Genomic DNA, 16,967 nt, shown 5'->3' on the forward strand with positions numbered 1-16,967 from the left:
AGAGTCAGAAACCGTATGGGTAGGCGAAGGACATGCGAAAGGTCCGGCGTAGAGGGTAAGACCCCCGTAGCTGAAATCTGTACGGCTCTTTTGGGAACCACCCAAGTAGCACAGGGCCCGAGAAATCCTGTGTGAATCTGGCGGGACCACCCGTTAAGCCTAAATATTCCCTGGTGACCGATAGCGGATAGTACCGTGAGGGAATGGTGAAAAGTACCGCGGGAGCGGAGTGAAATAGTACCTGAAACCGTGTGCCTACAAGCCGTGGGAGCGTCGCGATACGTGCTTGCACGTATCGTCGTGACTGCGTGCCTTTTGAAGAATGAGCCTGCGAGTTTGCGGTGTGTTGCGAGGTTAACCCGTGTGGGGAAGCCGTAGCGAAAGCGAGTCCGAATAGGGCGGCTGAGTAGCATGCTCAAGACCCGAAGCGGAGTGATCTAGCCATGGGCAGGTTGAAGCGGCTGTAAGAGGTCGTGGAGGACCGAACCCACCAGGGTTGAAAACCTGGGGGATGACCTGTGGTTAGGGGTGAAAGGCCAATCAAACTCCGTGATAGCTGGTTCTCCCCGAAATGCATTTAGGTGCAGCGTCGTGTGTTTCTTGCCGGAGGTAGAGCACTGGATAGGCGATGGGCCCTGCCGGGTTACTGACCTTAGCCAAACTCCGAATGCCGGTAAGTGAGAGCGCGGCAGTGAGACTGTGGGGGATAAGCTCCATGGTCGAGAGGGAAACAGCCCAGAGCATCGACTAAGGCCCCTAAGCGTACGCTAAGTGGGAAAGGATGTGGAGTCGCAGAGACAACCAGGAGGTTGGCTTAGAAGCAGCCATCCTTGAAAGAGTGCGTAATAGCTCACTGGTCAAGTGATTCCGCGCCGACAATGTAGCGGGGCTCAAGCGTACCGCCGAAGTCGTGTCATTGCAGCAATAGGGCCAACGCCCGCTGTGATGGGTAGGGGAGCGTCGTGTGCCGGGTGAAGCCGCGCCGGAAGGCAGTGGTGGACGGTTCACGAGTGAGAATGCAGGCATGAGTAGCGATACAAGAGTGGGAAACTCTTGCGCCGATTGACTAAGGGTTCCTGGGTCAAGCTGATCTGCCCAGGGTAAGTCGGGACCTAAGGCGAGGCCGACAGGCGTAGTCGATGGACAACCGGTTGATATTCCGGTACCCGCTATGAAACGCCCAATGCTGAATCTTCTGATGCTAAAGCCGTGAAGCCGCCTGCTGAGTCTTCGGACGAGGTGGGAGTGGTGGAGCCGCTGACCCGAGGGAGTAGTAGGTAAGCGATGGGGTGACGCAGGAAGGTAGTCCAGCCCGGGCGGTGGTTGTCCCGGGGTAAGGGTGTAGGACGTGCGGTAGGTAAATCCGTCGCGCACATAGTCTGAGACCTGATGCCGAGCCGATTGTGGTGAAGTGGATGATCCTATGCTGTCGAGAAAAGCCTCTAGCGAGTTTTATGGCGGCCCGTACCCTAAACCGACTCAGGTGGTCAGGTAGAGAATACCGAGGCGTTCGGGTGAACTATGGTTAAGGAACTCGGCAAAATGCCCCCGTAACTTCGGGAGAAGGGGGCCATCACTGGTGAGAGGACTTGCTCCTTGAGCTGGGGGTGGCCGCAGAGACCAGCGAGAAGCGACTGTTTACTAAAAACACAGGTCCGTGCGAAGCCGTAAGGCGATGTATACGGACTGACGCCTGCCCGGTGCTGGAACGTTAAGGGGACCGGTTAGTCATGATTCGTCGTGGCGAAGCTGAGAACTTAAGCGCCAGTAAACGGCGGTGGTAACTATAACCATCCTAAGGTAGCGAAATTCCTTGTCGGGTAAGTTCCGACCTGCACGAATGGCGTAACGACTTCTCGACTGTCTCAACCATAGGCCCGGTGAAATTGCACTACGAGTAAAGATGCTCGTTTCGCGCAGCAGGACGGAAAGACCCCGGGACCTTTACTATAGCTTGATATTGGTGTTCGGTTCGGCTTGTGTAGGATAGGTGGGAGACTGTGAGCCGGTGGCGCCAGCCATCGGGGAGTCGTCGTTGAAATACCACTCTGGTCGTGCTGGATGTCTAACCTCGGTCCGTGATCCGGATCAGGGACAGTGTCTGGTGGGTAGTTTAACTGGGGCGGTTGCCTCCTAAAGAGTAACGGAGGCGCCCAAAGGTTCCCTCAGCCTGGTTGGCAATCAGGTGTTGAGTGTAAGTGCACAAGGGAGCTTGACTGTGAGACTGACGGGTCGAGCAGGTACGAAAGTAGGGACTAGTGATCCGGCGGTGGCTTGTGGAAGCGCCGTCGCTCAACGGATAAAAGGTACCCCGGGGATAACAGGCTGATCTTCCCCAAGAGTCCATATCGACGGGATGGTTTGGCACCTCGATGTCGGCTCGTCGCATCCTGGGGCTGGAGTCGGTCCCAAGGGTTGGGCTGTTCGCCCATTAAAGCGGTACGCGAGCTGGGTTTAGAACGTCGTGAGACAGTTCGGTCCCTATCCGCTGCGCGCGTAGGAGTCTTGAGAAGGGCTGTCCCTAGTACGAGAGGACCGGGACGGACGAACCTCTGGTGTGCCAGTTGTCCTGCCAAGGGCATGGCTGGTTGGCTACGTTCGGGAGGGATAACCGCTGAAAGCATCTAAGCGGGAAGCCTGCTTCGAGATGAGGACTCCCACCCCCTTGAGGGGGTAAGGCTCCCAGTAGACGACTGGGTTGATAGGCCGGATGTGGAAGCCCTGTGAGGGGTGGAGCTGACCGGTACTAATAGGCCGAGGGCTTGTCCATAGTTGTACGCGTCCACTGTGTAGTTCTGAGGCAACCAGCGTGTTGTACCGCTGTTGTTTCATTGTGTTTCGGTGGTCATAGCGTGAGGGAAACGCCCGGTTACATTCCGAACCCGGAAGCTAAGCCTCAAAGCGCCGATGGTACTGCAGGGGGGACCCTGTGGGAGAGTAGGACGCCGCCGAACAAACTTTAGATTGAAGTGTGCCTCAGCCCCCGAACCGTCACGGTTCGGGGGCTGAGGCATTTCTGCGTTCTACCGGCGCCTACCGGCTTACGGCAGGGCCTGCTGCGCCGCGCACGTCCAGATCACCGGTTCGACGCCGCCCGCGTCGACCGCGAAGCCGCCGGCGTTGCCGTTGTCGGCGGCGGCTTCGGCGCCGGTGTCGGCGCCCGGCAGCAGTCCTGGCAGAGCGCGGATCGGGCCCGTGCCCGTCCAGATCTCGGCGACGCCCGGAGCGTCCGAGTACGACTCGGGGGACTCGCCCACCACCAGGCCGGTGGTGGGGCTGATCGCGCGCAGGTAGCCGCCGTTGTAGATGCCGGGCAGGCCCGCCAGCCGGGTGCCGTCGGCGGTGTAGGGGGCGTCCCAGTACGTCTCGTAGGAGCTGTCCGCCCAGTAGCTCTCGGTGGCGCCGACGATGCGGCCGTGCTCGTCGATGTCCTGGGGGGCCACGGAGATGCCGCTGTCGTCCGTGCTGTCGATCGGCAGCAGGGCGACCGCGGGCGCGGTGGGGTCGGCCGGCCAGACCAGGCCCACCTGGGCGAAGGTGCCGTTGACGAGTTCCGAGCCGGCTCCGATGACCGTGCCCTGGTTGTTCATGCCGGTAATGGTGCTGATGCTGGATGTACCGGACGGGAAGGGAAGGGTGAGGGTGCGCTGGATGGCGCCACCCTTCCAGATGTAGCCGCTCAGCGGGTAGTCGTACGCGTCGCCGCCGGCGATCTGGCCGCTGTCGTTGACGGCCCGCGCGTACGTTCCGCCGGGCAGGAACTTCGCCTTCGCGGCGCCGATCCGGTAGCTGAAGGCGACGTCCCTGCCGGTGGCGTTGTCGTTCACGTTGCCGACCATCAGGTCGTGGCGGTTGATCGCGGCGACCGAGCCGTAGCTGTAGCCCGCCGGGAACGGCACCTTCAGTGCGGTGTCGCCGATCCAGTACGCGGGGACGCCCGCGCTGCTGCCCGCCGCGATCGTGCCGCGGCCCAGCGCGTTGACCACGCCGCCGCCTCCGGGCAGCGTGCCGAGCACCTTGATCTTCGGGTGCGCGCAGCTTCCGGCGGCCGAGGCGCCGGTGGCGGCGGGCAGTTGGACGGCCAGCCCGGCGGCCAGAGCCAGCACCGAGGCGGTCACCGTACGGCGGTTCACGAGGCACTCCGCTGCGGCGGGACGAACGCCTGCTGGACGGCACAGGTCCACACCACCGGCTGCCGCACGCCGTCCCCGTCGTACGGGTCGGCGTCGTACGCCCAGCCGCCGACCGAGCCGTTGTCGCCCGCGGACTCCGCGCCCGCCGGGGCGTCGGCGGCCAGGCTCGGCAGGGCGCGGAACGGGCCGCCCGGCGTCCAGATCTCCGGCTGGTCCACCGGGGTGATCGGCGGGATGCCCTCGGGGAACTGCGCGGTGCCGGCGATCAGGCCCGTGGTGGGGCTGGTGGCCGAGAGCAGGCCCTTGTCCTCGTGGCCGGCCAGGCTGCCGATCTGGGTGTAGTCGGCGGTGTAGGGGCGGTCCCAGTAGACGCCGATGCCCAGGTCCTGGTGGAAGTAGTCGAGGTTGCCGACGATCCGGCCGTGCTCGTCGACGGCGGTGGCGAAGGTGTCCGTGTCGTTGTTGATGACGACGGGCAGCAGGTCGTGCGCGGTGACCGTGGTGGTGGCGCCGGAGGCGACGGCGGCCCAGACGGCTGCGACCTCGCCGGAGTTGCCGTCCGCGTCGGCGGCCTGGACGCTGCCGACCACCGTGCCGTCCTTGGCGATGCCGGCCACCGTCGGCCGGCTGCGGCCCGCCGGCACGGCCAGGGTGCGTTCGACGTGCGTGCCCGCCCACACGTACGCCTTGCCGGTGGTGGTGTTGCCGCCGGTGATCCGGCCGTTGTCGTTGACGCCGGCGGCATACGTGCCGCTGTCGAGGAGCTGGGACGTGGTGGCGCCGGCGGTGTAGCGGAAGGCGCGGCTGCCCGACGGGCCGCTGACCGTACCGGCCATCAGGCCGAGTTTGTTGACGGCCGCGACCTTGCCGGTGGTGTAGCCGGCGGGCAGCGGCACGCGGTGCACGGTGGTGCCGGTCCAGTACACGGGGACGTTCCCGGTGCTGCCGACAGTGAGCGAGCCGGCGCCGATGCCGGTGACCGTGTCGGTTGCGGGGCCGGTGGACGGCAGCCGGTCGAGCAGCCGCACGGCCGGGGTGCCGCAGGCGCTCGGCGCGGGCGCGGACCCGGGTGCGGATCCCGGCGCGGACCCGGGCTCGGTGGCCGAAGCGGCGGTGACACCCGTCACGGTGCACGCCAGCGTGGCGAACGCGACGGCGGCCCCCCTGGCCGCCCCCGCGCCCCGCAGGCCGCCCCGGCCGCCCTGGAAGCGCTGATTCCGTAACCGCTTTGCGGTGTTTCGCATGATTCCCCCCAGATTCGGCCCGTGGATCGGGCCGAGTGGCGGATCATTTTGCCGGGTGCACCCCGTAAGTTCCGTAATAGGCAGCGTATTTCAGCGCCGGTTACGCCAATTAGAGTGTGCGCGTGCAGTACGACCTGGTCATCTTCGACAACGACGGCGTGCTCGTGGACAGCGAGCCGATCTCCAACCGCATCCTCGCCGCGCACCTCACCGAACTCGGGCATCCGACCAGCTACGAGGACTCGATCAGGGACTTCATGGGCGGGGCCGCGCACCGGATCCACGACGTCGTCCGGGAGCGGTCGGGGCAGACGCTGCCCGAGGGCTTCGACGAGGCGTACCAGCGGCGGGTGTTCGCCGCGTTCGAGCGCGAGCTGCGGCCGGTCGCGGGCGTGGCCACCGTCCTGGACAAGCTCGCCGCGGACGAGGTGCCGTACTGCCTGGCCTCGTCCGGCACGCACGCCAGGATCCGGGTGGCGCTGCGCACCACCGGGCTCTACGACCGGTTCGGCGAGGGGCGGATCTTCTCCTCGCAGGACGTGGGGCGCGGGAAGCCGGCGCCTGACCTGTTCCTGCACGCGGCCGCGACGATGGGCGTACCGCCCGCAAGGTGCGCGGTGGTCGAGGACAGCCCGCTGGGCGTGGCGGCGGCCCGCGCGGCCGGGATGGACGTCTTCGGCTTCACGGCGATGACGCCGGCCGCCCGGCTCGACGGCGCGACCGCGCTGTTCGGCGCCATGGCGGAGCTGCCCGACCTGCTGCTGCGCTGATCCCGCGCCGCCCGCACCCGGGGGCCGCGCCGCCCGCAACCCGTGCAGGGGCGCGTTATCACCGGTCTGGACCACTTCCCGACGGCGCCGGGCGCAATTGTGATCCCCGGTACCTACTCATCCGTAGCTTCCGCGTTTACGCTGCACGCTCATGGACGACGTTCCCGCCGCCGCCCCGGCCACGACGGCCGGCCCGCCGCCGCGCCTGCGGTACGGCAGGGCCGCGCTCTCGGTCAGCTTCTTCGCGCAGGGGGCGCTGTTCGCCCTCCTGGTGACGCGGATTCCGGCCATCCAGGACCGCTACGGCATCAGCGACGGCCTGCTGCCGGTGTTCCTGGCGGCGGTGCCGATCCTGGCCGGGTTCGGCAGCGTGGGCACCGAGCAGCTGGTGAAGCGGGTCAGGCCCAGCGTCGTACTGCGCTGGGTGCAGCCGGTCGTCGCCCTGGTGCTGCTCGGGCTCGGCGCCGGCGACCGGCTGTGGGTGGCGGCGGTGACGCTGGCGCTGTTCGGCGTGTGCGTCGGCGGGCTCGACGCGTCGATGAACATGCTCGGGGTGAGCCTGCAGCGGGCGTACGGCACGAGCATCATGCTCGGCTTCCACGCCGCGTACAGCCTCGGCGGCATCGTCGGGGCGTGCCTGGCCTGGTCGGGCGCGCACTGGCACGTGTCGCTGGTGACGGTGTACGGGCCCGCCGTGGCGGTGCTGATCCCGCTGACGCTGGTCGCCAGCCGCTGGTACGCCGACCAGGAGCCGCAGAAGGCGGTGGCGGAACGCGAGGGCGCCACGTCTGCGGGCCCGTCCGTACAGCAGCAGGTCGTGATGCGGCTGCTGATGCCGCTCTGCCTGGTGATGGCGTTCGCGTACATCGGCGACTCGACCGTCTCCAACTGGAGCGCGAAGTACCTGGAAGACACCCTGCACAGCTCGGAGCAGCTGTCCACCGTCCCGTACGCCGTCTACATGGTCACCACGCTGATCGGCCGGTCGGTCGGCGACTTCGGGGTGCGGCGGTACGGTGCCGTGGCCGTCGTACGGCTGGGCACGGTGGTGGCGATGGCCGGGTTCGCGGTGGTCGCGATCGCGCCAGGGCCGTGGGTGGGGATGCTCGGGTTCACGCTGCTGGGGCTCGGCCTGTGCGTGATCGTGCCGCAGACGTTCGCGGCGGCCGGGCGGATGTTCCCCGACGCGTCGGATTCTGCCATCGCCCGGCTGAACATCTTCAACTACGTCGGGTTCTTGGTGGGATCGCCGCTGGTGGGGGCGCTGGGGGAGGCGTGGAGCTATCGCGCGGCGATGATCGTACCGATGCTGCTCGTCGGGCTGACGCTGCGCTACGCCAAGTCCTTCGCCGCCGGGCCGCCCGGGTACGGTGTCGGCCATGAGCGGCCGAGCACAGTTGATGTGGGATGAGCGGGTCACGCGGTACGACTTCGGCCCCGGGCACCCGATGGACCCGGTGCGGCTGTCCCTGACCCGCAGCCTGGTACGGGACCTGGGCATCGACCGGGAGCTCTCCGTGGTGGCGGCGCCGGCCGCCGGGGACTCCACGCTCGCCCTGGTGCACCGGGCGGACTACGTGGCCGCGGTGCGGCGGGTTTCGGCCGACCCGAAGGCGCCGGAACTCGACTACGGGCTCGGCACCATGGACAACCCGGCGTTCGCCGCGATGCACGAGGCGTCGGCGCTGATCGCCGGGCAGTCGGTCGGCGCGGCCGAGGCGGTCTGGAGCGGCGACGTGCGGCACGCGGTGAACTTCGCCGGCGGCCTGCACCACGCGATGCCCGGGGCGGCGGCCGGCTTCTGCGTCTACAACGACCCGGCGCTCGCGGTGGCGCGGCTGCTGGAGCTCGGCGCGGAGCGGGTGGTCTACGTCGATGTGGACGTCCACCACGGGGACGGCGTGCAGACGGTGTTCTGGGACGACCCGCGGGTGCTGACGATCTCGCTGCACGAGCACCCGCGGACGCTCTTCCCGTTCGTGAGCGGCTGGGCGGAGGAGACGGGCGGGCCGGCGGCCGAGGGGGGCGCCGTCAACGTCCCGCTGCCGGCCGGGACCGGGGACGCCGGGTGGCTGCGGGCGTTCCACGCGGTGGTGCCGGAGCTGGTGGCGGCGTTCCGGCCGCAGGTGCTCGTCACGCAGCACGGCGCGGACACGCACGTCGAGGACTCGCAGGCGCACCTGGCGGTGTCGCTGGACGCGCAGCGGGTGGTCGCGGAGGCGTGCCACGCGCTCGCGCACGAGCACGCGGAGGGGCGGTGGGTGGCGCTCGGCGGCGGCGGTTACGCGGTGACGGACGTCGTGCCGCGCTCCTGGGCGCATCTGGTCGCCATCGCGGCGGGCGCCCCGGTACCCCCGGAGACCCCGACCCCGGAGGACTGGCGCCACGAGGTCTACGCCCGCACCCGCCAGGAGGCCCCCCGCCGCATGACCGACGGCCTGCGGCCCGCCTGGCCCGACTTCCTGACCGCCGGCTACGACCCCTCCAACCGAGTCGACCAGTCCATCCTGACCACCCGCCGCACGGTCTTCCCCCTGCACGGCCTGCTCCCGTAGTTGCCCCGTAAGGGGCGGGGCTGTGTCTGATGTGCGGCTGCCGCCGCGTGGGCGCGAGCAGTCGCCCCGTAAGGGGCGCGGGGAACTGCGCGACCAGCCACGACGGCGCCGCACCCGATCGTGCTCCGCAAGCTCCCCGCAGGGGGCCGCGTTCACTCGGGCGGGGTGTTTTTCGCGATTTAGCGGACACCCGGGCTCGCGGGCGTAAAGATCAACCTCGTGCAGAGTGTCGGCGCGCTACGCGCGCATCTGGTGAAGGCCGGGCTGGCCGGCCGTGTCTCCACCCCGCGTGAGCGGAGCCTGCACAGCTACCGGCTGTTCGCCGCCCGCGACCCCCGGCAGACCCTGGGCCTGGACCCGGAAGGCGAGTGGAGCACCGCCGAGCTCCTCAAACTCATGTCCGAGCGCTGCGGCGTCTCCGCCGACCCCGCGGACACCTCGGGCCAGGACGTCATCGACCCCGACTGCACACTCGCCGCCCTGGACGCCTTCGCCGAGCGCCTCGCGCGGGCCGCGCATGACCGGATCCCGGTGCTCTTGGGCACAGGACATCCACATCGTCTCCTCGGCTTCTACGCATCTTTGGCCGCTGCCCTGTCGGCGGCAGGCTGTGTCGTCCTCACCCCCGCCTACGCTCGCAGTGTGGACATGCCGACGCAGTTCGGCGTACGCCGACACAATCTCTGGTACGTCGGAGGTGTCGCGGTCGCCCGCCCCGCAGACCTCCCGACGGGTGCGGAACACCCCTCCGGCGGCCCCCCGCCGGGCCCCCGCTCCGGTGCCCACACCCACTCCCCGCTGCCGGTCAGAGCGGCCCTCGCGGCCGCCGCGGAACAGGGCGGTGTGCTGCCCAAACTCGTGGTCGGGGACCACGGATTCGTATGCGGGGCAGGCCAGTTGGGGATCGAGTCGATCGGCCTCGCGGACGCCGACGATCCGGCCGTCTTCGTGGCGGAAGCGGAAGGCCGGGTATCGGTCGCGGTGCCCCTCGATGACACCGTCCGATCGGATTACTACCGGCCGCTTACTCGCTACGTACTCAATCGGGCGTGGCTGTCACAGTAGTCAACCATTGGCAACTCCTCTTCCCCACTTGCATCATGCGCCCCTAATCTAGTTGAGAGCGCACATGCTGTTGGAGTCGCCGGAGGGGAAGCCGGGGGCCGTCATGTGCGGAAGGTTCAGGTGTGTCATGACTACAACCGAAACCCGACCTCTCAACGAGGTCGTATTCCTCACTGTCGCCGAGGTGGCCGCAGTGATGCGAGTGTCGAAGATGACCGTGTACCGCTTGGTGCACAGCGGCCATCTGCCGGCGATCCGGGTCGGACGTTCGTTCCGCGTCCCGGAGCAGGCGGTGCACGACTACCTCCGCGAGTCCTACGTGGGGGTGGAATCTGCCTGAGAGAGCCCTGACGGGCCGATGACCGCCTGCGTGGGCCTCGGTTTATGCTCGTCCGCTCCGGACGGGTAGGCTTGGCCGACGTAGGTCGTGTGGGCTCGGACGCCCCGCACCGAGTGAAAACGAAGCGAGGGTAGTCGTGGGCTCTGTCATCAAGAAGCGGCGTAAGCGGATGGCCAAGAAGAAGCATCGCAAGCTGCTGAAGCGGACGCGTGTTCAGCGCCGCAACAAGAAGTAAGCGACGCTCTACGCCGCTCTTCCTGCCCCCCTCCACCGCCCGTAGGCGGCAGAGGGGGGCAGTGGCGTTCCCGGGGCCGTCCGACGGCGTTCACGGCGCGCCCGCAGAGCGTCGTTCACGGCGCGCCCGCCCGGCGTCACCGCCTGGTGACACGGGGGAGGTACGGTTCCCTCATCCCCTCAGGAAGGCGCTGAACCGTGGGCAAGGTGGTGCTCGTCACCGGCGTCGCGCGACAGCTCGGCGGCCGGTTCGTCCGGCGCGTGCAGAGCGAACCCGACGTGAGCCGGGTGATCGCGGTGGACGCCGTCGCGCCGGAGCACGGGCTCGGGGACGCGGAGTTCGTCCGGGCCGACATCCGGCAGCCGATGATCGCCAAGATCCTCGCGCAGCACGCGGTCGACACCGTGGTGCACCTGGACGTCAGCGGCACCGCGCTGGGCAGCGGCGGCCGCACCCAGTCCAAGGAGACCAACGTCATCGGCACGATGCAGCTGCTCGGCGCGTGCCAGAAGGCGCCCGGCGTGCAGCGCCTCGTGGTGAAGTCCACCACCAGCGTCTACGGCTCCGCGCCGCGCGATCCCGCGGTCTTCACCGAGACCACGCCGGTCAAGTCGCTGCCCACCGGAGGCTTCGCCAAGGACGCCGTCGAGGTCGAGGGCTACGTGCGCGGCTTCGCCAGGCGGCGGCCCGACGTGGCGGTGGCCGTGCTGCGGTTCGCCAACATCCTCGGGCCGCACCCCGACACCCCGCTGGCGGAGTTCTTCGCGCTGCCGGTGCTGCCCACCGTCCTCGGCTACGACCCGCGGCTGCAGTTCGTGCACGAGGACGACGTGATCGACGTCCTGGTGCTGTCCTGCCTCGACGCGCGGCGCGGCACGCTCAACAGCGGCACGTTCAACATCGCGGGCGACGGGGTCCTGCTGCTGTCGCAGACCGCGCGGCGGCTGGGCAAGCCGACGGTGCCGGTGCTGCTTCCCGCGATCACCTGGATCGGGCAGATGCTGCGCACCGCGGGTGTCACCGACTTCGCCCGGGAGCAGATCAGGCTGCTCACCCACGGCAGGGTGGTGGACACCCGGCAGATGCGTGAGACGCTCGGATTCGTACCCACGTACAGCACGGCGGAGACGTTCTACGACTTCGCCCGCAGCCGCGGCCCCGGTCTGCTGCCGCCCGAGCGGCTGGCACGGACCGTCGATCGCCTGGCGGCGGCGCTCCCGGCCGGTCCCGACCGCGCGTGACCGCCTCCCCCCGCAAGAAGGCCAGCAAGAAGGAGCCGACCCATGGCAGACGCCAAGGTCATCCCGTTCGACGAGGATTCGCGGACGCGTCGTGGCGGCGGCGCGGGCCGGCCGCCGCGGGGGCGGGCGGCGGCGGGCGTGCGTAAGAAGCAGGTCGCCGGCGGCGGCGATGAGGGCGCCGGCTCGGCGCAGCAGCCGCAGCTGCCGCTGGCCGCGGTGCCGGACGACCCCGGTGCGGCCTCCGCCGATCCGGCCGCCGGGATTCCCGCGCAGGCCAGGGGCGTTCGCCCGGAGGACGGCCCGCGGCCGGAGACCGCCGAGGCGGCCCGCTCAGGCTCGGTCGGCGACGCGCTCGGCGGGATCGCCGACCGGATGCTCGGCGGCCCGTGGGAGCGGAAGGTGGCCTCCGGGCTGTCGTTCCTGCGCCGCAGGGTCACCGGCGAGTACGAGGTGGACGAGTTCGGGTACGACGCCGAGCTCACCGACCAGGTGCTGATGTCGGTGCTGCGGCCGCTGTTCGACGGGTACTTCAGGGTCGAGGTCAAGGGGATCGAGAACATCCCGGCCGAGGGCGGCGCGCTGGTGGTGTCCAACCACTCGGGGACGCTGCCGCTGGACGGCCTGATGACGCAGGTCGCCGTGCACGACCACCACCCGGCCGGCCGGCACCTGCGGCTGCTCGCCGCGGACCTGGTGTTCATGGTGCCGCTGATCAACGAGCTGGCCCGCAAGCTCGGCCACACGCTGGCCTGCGCGGAGGACGCGCAGTCGCTGCTGGAGCGGGGCGAGGTCGTCGGGGTGATGCCCGAGGGCTTCAAGGGCCTGGGCAAGCCGTTCGCGGACCGCTACAAGCTGCAGCGGTTCGGCCGCGGAGGTTTCGTGGCGACCGCGCTCAAGACGGGCGTGCCGATCATCCCGTGCTCGGTGGTGGGCGCGGAGGAGATCTACCCGATGGTCGGCAACTCCCGCACGATGGCCCGGGTACTCGGCTTCCCCTACTTCCCCCTGACCCCGACCTTCCCCTGGCTGGGCCCGCTGGGCCTGGTCCCCCTCCCGACAAAGTGGACGATCCAGTTCGGCACCCCGATCCCGACGGACGGCTACCCGCCGGAGGCAGCGGAGGACCCGATGCTGGTCTTCAACCTGACGGACCAGGTCCGCGAGACGATCCAGCACACCCTTTACGAGCTTCTGGTCCAGCGGCGGTCGGTGTTCTTCTGAGGCCGAACGGGCGCTCCGGGCTTCGCCCGGGGTTTTGAAGGGGCGCGGGGAACTGCGCGCTAAGCCACGGACGGTCGGAGGCCGGGGAGCAACAGCACCAGCCCCTTCGGGCCGGTGGCCACCCGCGCCACCGTCGTGGCTTGTCGCGCAGTTCCCCGCGCCCCTGGTGAAGCCGGGGTCGGCTGCTCGCGCAGGCGCAGCCGGGGGGTCAGCCGTCTGAGTCGTCGTCGTCTGTCAGGCCCAGGCCGGGGAGGAGGCCGGGGAGGAGCGGGGGGAGGGTGACGGAGTGGTGGGAGGGGGTCGTGGGAGTGCTTGACGGGGTCTCGGGGGACGTGGGGGGCGGGGACTGGTCCAGGAGGTTGCCGGAGCCGCCGATCAGGCCGTTGGGGGCCGTCTGGGACGGGGCCGGGGTCGCGCTCTGGGCGCTGCCGTCGCCCGGGCGGGCCGGGATGCCCGCCGAGGCCGTCGTGGACGGCGTCGCCGAGCTCGTGCCGGACCGGCCGCCGCCGGTGCCACCGGCGGAACCCGTGCGGCCGGTGCCGCTGTCACCGCCGGGCGCGGCGTGCTTGCCCTTGCCCTCATGCGGAGCCGGCAGCATCGACTCCAGCGGCGCCACCTCTTGGTCTATGGCGGCGAAGGCCGAGCTCACCTGGTCGGAGACATCGGTGAGCTGGCTGGGCAGCTTGCCCGCCAGTTCGCTCCAGCCGACCCGGTTGCTCGCGGTGAACCTGTTCAGCGTCTCCATCGACTGCAGCGAGCCGTCCTGCTGGTACGCCTGGCTGAGCAGCCGGTGCCCCTCGGTCACCTCGTGGTGCATGCCGGACAGCGTCCTGCGGACCTCGGCCACCGACTCCGGGTCCAGATCGCCGCCGCGCCCGCGGTCCATCAGCCGGCGGGCCTCCTGCATCCGGGTGCCCGCCATGTCCAGGTAGACCTTGCCCCGAGAGGCGTCCCCGTTGGCCATGTCCAGCTTGATGTCCTCCATGCCCCGCTTGAGGCCGTAGAGGGTGTCGCCGGGCAGCGCGTTGGTGCTGGCCGCCGCGACCCCGCCGAACGCGCCCGCCGCGACGCCGACCGTGAGGCCGCCGACCGCGAGCCGGCGGGACAGCCGGGAGCGCGGTGCGAGCTTGCGCAGCGCGTGTGCGCCGCGGCCGCTCTCGCCGCGCTGCTCGGGCACCCTGGCGGGCACTGCGAAGCTGCCGTCGGCGAGCGCCTGCTCCATCGCGGCGAGCAGCTGCGCCCGCTGCACGGTCTTCTTCTCCGCGTCGAGCACCGGCCTGGGCCGGGAGCTGAGCGAAGCGGCCAGCGCCAGCAGCGTGGCCTGCTCCTGATCGGCGTGCCGGGCGGCGGCATGGGTGCTTGGTGCGCCCTGCTCGCCCCGGGCGCCATCGGAACCGTGCTCGCCGGTGGCCTCCCCGGTGACGACGGTGTCGTCAAGGGCCTGGGCGAAGGCGTTCGCCCGGCGGTGTGCCGTTGCCTGTCCGATCACGGGCGGCACCTCCTCTCGTCATCCACACTCGACTCCCCGTGCCGCCCGGAAGTTGCACCCCCGATCACCGTCCACCCGATCGAGTGAACAGTAATCGGCGGCGTTGGGCACAGCGGTGTCTGCATGTGATGCAACGAGTCTTTGGCCAGTTGGGTTACGCAGGTCTGATGATCTGGCCGGGGCCATCGGGGGGACACTTCACCTTCACCGGGCGTCTTCCGGCAGCAGCCGTGCCAGGGTGCGGACCGCCCGGTATTGCAGCGTTTTGATCGCGCCCTCGTTCTTGCCCATCACGCGGGCGGTCTCGGCCACCGACAGCCCTTGCAGGAAGCGCAGCGTCACGCACTCCTGCTGCTGCGGGTTGAGCTTGCGGACGGCCGTCAGCAGCGCCTCGTTGGACAGCGACTCCAGCACGGAGTCCTCGGGGCTGCGTTCGACCTCGTTGGCGTCGAGCATCTCGCCGGTGGTCACTTCGAGCCGGAAACGGCTCGACTTGAAGTGGTCGGCGACCAGGTTGCGGGCGATCGTGACCAGCCAGGCGCCGAAGTCGCGGCCCTGCCAGGTGAACGTGCCGATCCGGCGCAGGGCGCGCAGGAACGTCTCGCTGGTCAGGTCCTCGGCGGTGGCCTTGCTGCCCACCCGGTAGTAGATGTAGCGATACACGGTGTCGCTGTAGTGGTCGTACAGCTTGCCGAAGGCCTCGGTCTCGCCGTCCTGGGCGCGTTCGACCAGGTCCATCATCCGGCCGCTGTCGGTGTCGGATGCGGGGCGCCTGGCGTGCGTGCCGTTCGCGGTGGCCTGCTGGCCGTTGCTCGAACTGTTGCGAGTGCGTCTGCCTGCGGCTGTGCTGACTTCGGCCAGCGCGTACGCCGGACCGGGGACGGTGGGACCTGACGTGGCGAGGGCGGGCATGGCATACGTGGGGACGGTGCGTGTCAGGCAGTCGATCACCAGAGCGCGCAACGCAGCCAGGCCGGAGGTGTCAACCCCGTCGTGTGGGTACACGGGACTCCCAGAGGCAGAACTTCCATCACGTGCAGTACGGGACCGTTCACCCGTCGTGGCGACGTGTGGGTACCGGAATGCGTCTGAGGAGAATAACGCTTCGTACAGGCGACGCTACACCGAGTTGCGTAAATCGCCGTTTCCGCCACTTCCTGAGCGGATTGGCGACCGGTCAATTATCGAACGTGGACTGTTCGTTGACCACTTCTGCTCGTGAATTGGTCGCGCAGAGTGCGTGTTGTGCGTGTGTGACGGGGTGTGCGCACCGGGACACCAGTGACGGGCCCGGCGCCGGCAGCGGCGCGTTCAGCGACGGCGGCGGCTGATCGCCACCGCGGCGACCGCGCCGCCGGCCACCGCGCCCATGCCCGCCGCGGCCGGGATGCCGATCCTGGCCGCCTTGCGGCCGGTGCGGTAGTCGCGCAGCCGCCAGCCCTGGGCACGGGCGTGCCTGCGCAGCCGGCCGTCGGGGTTGATCGCGTACGGGTGGCCGACCAGCGACAGTATCGGGATGTCGTTGGCGGAGTCGCTGTAGGCGGCGCAGCGGGCCAGGTCCAGGTTCTCCGCGGCGGCCAGCGCCCGTACCGCCTCGGCTTTGGCCTGGCCGTGCAGCGGCTCGCCGGTCAGCCGGCCGGTGTAGACGCCGTCCACGGACTCCGCGACGGTGCCGAGCGCTCCGGTGAGGCCGAGGCGGCGGGCGATGATGGTGGCGGTCTCCACCGGCGCGGCGGTGACCAGCCAGACCCGCTGCCCGGCGTCCAGGTGGGCCTGGGCGAGCGCGCGTGTGCCGGGCCAGATCTTGCCGGCCATGTACTCGTCGTAGATCTCCTCGCCGATGGACATCAGTTCCTCGACGCGGTGGCCCTTGACGATGGACAGCGCGCTGTCGCGGGCGTCCTGCATGTGCTCGGGGTCCTCGGAGCCGGCCAGCCGGAAATACGCCTGCTGCCAGGCGAACCGCAGCAGGTCGCGCTTGTCGAAGAACTTCCGCTTGTACAGCCCGCGGCCGAAGTGGAAGAGCGCGGCGCCCTGCATCACGGTGTTGTCGAGGTCGAAGAACGCGGCCGCCCGCGCGTCGCCGGCGACCGCCGCGAGCGGGAGGTCGTCGGACTCGTCGGTCTCGGCGGCATCTGCCTGCGCCGCTTCCGCGGCCTTCGCGGCTTCCGCCGCCTCCGCGGCCTCGGCGGCGGCCTCTCCGGCCAGCACGCTGCGCTCGGTGGCGGAGTGCTTCCTCGGGGTGAGCCATTTGAGTGCGGCCATATCGCGAGCATAGTCACCGCGGACGGCCGATCCGTGGCGCGCCGGAGCACAATGGCCGTCATGACGGGTACGAATGCGCGAACCGTGACGCTGATCGGCAAGCCGGGCTGCCACCTGTGCGACGACGCCCGCGCGGTGGTGGAGAAGGTCGCCGCGGAGACCGGCGCCGAGGTGCGGGAGCGGGACATCCTCCAGGACGAGGAGCTCCACGCCCTGTACTGGGAGCAGATCCCGGTGGTACTGGTGGACGGCGAGCAGCACACGTTCTGGCGGGTGGACGAGGCGCGGCTGCGCGCCGCGCTCGTGACCGGTTAGCCGACAGGGCGTTTTGCGGGCGTTACCTGCCACTGCGGGTATTCGATTACGATCGAGGTCGTTTTGTACATCCGGGGGCACGTGTGAGGAGTGA

Annotated in this window: 14 protein-coding genes and 2 rRNA genes (1 of these 16 running past the window's edge); 11 read left to right on the plus strand and 5 right to left on the minus strand. The window is 69.3% G+C overall.

Going from position 1 to position 16,967, the window contains the following annotated elements; genetic code table 11:
* Both ACQPW6_RS23335 and rrf read left to right on the plus strand, forming a co-directional pair.
* Nucleotides 1-2,770: ribosomal RNA gene (locus ACQPW6_RS23335) — 23S ribosomal RNA — on the plus strand (it extends 354 nt beyond the left edge of the window).
* 67 nt (nt 2,771-2,837) lie between these two features.
* Nucleotides 2,838-2,954 (plus strand): 5S ribosomal RNA (gene rrf, locus ACQPW6_RS23340).
* An 87-nt stretch (nt 2,955-3,041) separates the two neighbouring features.
* Here the strand turns inward: rrf and ACQPW6_RS23345 are convergent.
* Together ACQPW6_RS23345 and ACQPW6_RS23350 are read right to left on the minus strand one after the other, a co-directional pair.
* On the minus strand, nt 3,042-4,133 hold the full coding sequence (locus ACQPW6_RS23345) for a hypothetical protein (RefSeq protein ID WP_433891620.1): 1,092 nt from the start codon (nt 4,131-4,133) through the stop codon (nt 3,042-3,044).
* Nucleotides 4,130-5,377: a hypothetical protein gene (locus ACQPW6_RS23350; protein ID WP_433891621.1), complete on the minus strand. Its 1,248-nt coding sequence runs from the start codon at nt 5,375-5,377 to the stop codon at nt 4,130-4,132. Before ACQPW6_RS23350 ends, ACQPW6_RS23345 begins: the two co-directional genes overlap by 4 nt.
* Nucleotides 5,378-5,499: 122 nt before the next feature.
* Between ACQPW6_RS23350 and ACQPW6_RS23355 the strand changes: the two genes are divergently transcribed.
* The 8 genes from ACQPW6_RS23355 (at nt 5,500) to ACQPW6_RS23390 (ending at nt 12,804) form a co-directional block, all read left to right on the plus strand.
* Nucleotides 5,500-6,147 (plus strand): HAD family hydrolase, encoded by a 648-nt coding sequence (locus ACQPW6_RS23355; RefSeq protein ID WP_433891622.1) that lies wholly within the window; start codon nt 5,500-5,502, stop codon nt 6,145-6,147.
* A gap of 151 nt (nt 6,148-6,298) precedes the next feature.
* Nucleotides 6,299-7,558, plus strand: coding sequence for an MFS transporter (locus ACQPW6_RS23360; RefSeq protein WP_433891623.1), 1,260 nt, complete (start codon nt 6,299-6,301; stop codon nt 7,556-7,558).
* Nucleotides 7,527-8,702 (plus strand): acetoin utilization protein AcuC, encoded by a 1,176-nt coding sequence (locus ACQPW6_RS23365; protein ID WP_433891624.1) that lies wholly within the window; start codon nt 7,527-7,529, stop codon nt 8,700-8,702. The genes ACQPW6_RS23360 and ACQPW6_RS23365 overlap by 32 nt, the downstream gene beginning before the upstream one ends.
* A 219-nt stretch (nt 8,703-8,921) precedes the next feature.
* Entirely contained in the window at nt 8,922-9,767 is an 846-nt protein-coding gene (locus ACQPW6_RS23370; RefSeq protein ID WP_433891625.1) for a phosphatase, read from the plus strand.
* Between the two features lie 127 nt (nt 9,768-9,894).
* Nucleotides 9,895-10,107, plus strand: a complete 213-nt coding sequence (locus ACQPW6_RS23375) for a helix-turn-helix domain-containing protein (protein WP_433891626.1) — start codon at nt 9,895-9,897, stop codon at nt 10,105-10,107.
* Nucleotides 10,108-10,243: 136 nt separating this feature from the next.
* Nucleotides 10,244-10,342: a 30S ribosomal protein bS22 gene (locus ACQPW6_RS23380; protein ID WP_003948845.1), complete on the plus strand. Its 99-nt coding sequence runs from the start codon at nt 10,244-10,246 to the stop codon at nt 10,340-10,342.
* A 197-nt stretch (nt 10,343-10,539) separates the two neighbouring features.
* Nucleotides 10,540-11,583 (plus strand): NAD-dependent epimerase/dehydratase family protein, encoded by a 1,044-nt coding sequence (locus ACQPW6_RS23385; protein ID WP_433891627.1) that lies wholly within the window; start codon nt 10,540-10,542, stop codon nt 11,581-11,583.
* A gap of 42 nt (nt 11,584-11,625) precedes the next feature.
* Complete coding sequence (locus ACQPW6_RS23390) at nt 11,626-12,804, plus strand: lysophospholipid acyltransferase family protein (RefSeq protein ID WP_433891628.1); 1,179 nt, start codon at nt 11,626-11,628, stop codon at nt 12,802-12,804.
* Between the two features lie 208 nt (nt 12,805-13,012).
* Here the strand turns inward: ACQPW6_RS23390 and ACQPW6_RS23395 are convergent, their stop codons facing one another.
* The 3 genes from ACQPW6_RS23395 to ACQPW6_RS23405 all read right to left on the minus strand — a co-directional run bounded on the left by ACQPW6_RS23395 (nt 13,013) and on the right by ACQPW6_RS23405 (nt 16,558).
* Complete coding sequence (locus ACQPW6_RS23395; RefSeq protein ID WP_433891629.1) at nt 13,013-14,293, minus strand: DUF5667 domain-containing protein; 1,281 nt, start codon at nt 14,291-14,293, stop codon at nt 13,013-13,015.
* 204 nt (nt 14,294-14,497) lie between these two features.
* Nucleotides 14,498-15,298, minus strand: coding sequence for an ECF subfamily RNA polymerase sigma factor, BldN family (locus tag ACQPW6_RS23400; RefSeq protein WP_433891630.1), 801 nt, complete (start codon nt 15,296-15,298; stop codon nt 14,498-14,500).
* Nucleotides 15,299-15,604: 306 nt separating this feature from the next.
* The gene (locus tag ACQPW6_RS23405) at nt 15,605-16,558 is read right to left on the minus strand and encodes an HAD family hydrolase (protein WP_433891631.1); all 954 of its coding nucleotides are present in this window, start codon (nt 16,556-16,558) and stop codon (nt 15,605-15,607) included.
* Nucleotides 16,559-16,618: 60 nt separating this feature from the next.
* On the opposite strand from ACQPW6_RS23405, the gene ACQPW6_RS23410 reads away from it, so the two are divergent.
* Nucleotides 16,619-16,873 (plus strand): glutaredoxin family protein, encoded by a 255-nt coding sequence (locus ACQPW6_RS23410; RefSeq protein ID WP_433891632.1) that lies wholly within the window; start codon nt 16,619-16,621, stop codon nt 16,871-16,873.
* Nucleotides 16,874-16,967 lie beyond the last annotated feature (94 nt).

It is taken from the genome of Streptomyces sp. CA-111067 (assembly GCF_050956065.1).
GTDB lineage: Bacteria > Actinomycetota > Actinomycetes > Streptomycetales > Streptomycetaceae > Actinacidiphila.

Excerpts from the sequence above, each read along its gene's own strand:
- ACQPW6_RS23390 (WP_433891628.1), top strand. The coding sequence starts at position 11,626 with ATGGCAGACGCCAAGGTCATCCCGTTCGACGAGGATTCGCGGACGCGT.
- ACQPW6_RS23410 (WP_433891632.1), top strand. The coding sequence starts at position 16,619 with ATGACGGGTACGAATGCGCGAACCGTGACGCTGATCGGCAAGCCGGGC.
- ACQPW6_RS23375 (WP_433891626.1), top strand. The coding sequence starts at position 9,895 with ATGACTACAACCGAAACCCGACCTCTCAACGAGGTCGTATTCCTCACT.
- ACQPW6_RS23350 (WP_433891621.1), bottom strand. The coding sequence starts at position 5,377 with ATGCGAAACACCGCAAAGCGGTTACGGAATCAGCGCTTCCAGGGCGGC.
- ACQPW6_RS23360 (WP_433891623.1), top strand. The coding sequence starts at position 6,299 with ATGGACGACGTTCCCGCCGCCGCCCCGGCCACGACGGCCGGCCCGCCG.
- ACQPW6_RS23405 (WP_433891631.1), bottom strand. The coding sequence starts at position 16,558 with ATGGCCGCACTCAAATGGCTCACCCCGAGGAAGCACTCCGCCACCGAG.
- ACQPW6_RS23365 (WP_433891624.1), top strand. The coding sequence starts at position 7,527 with ATGAGCGGCCGAGCACAGTTGATGTGGGATGAGCGGGTCACGCGGTAC.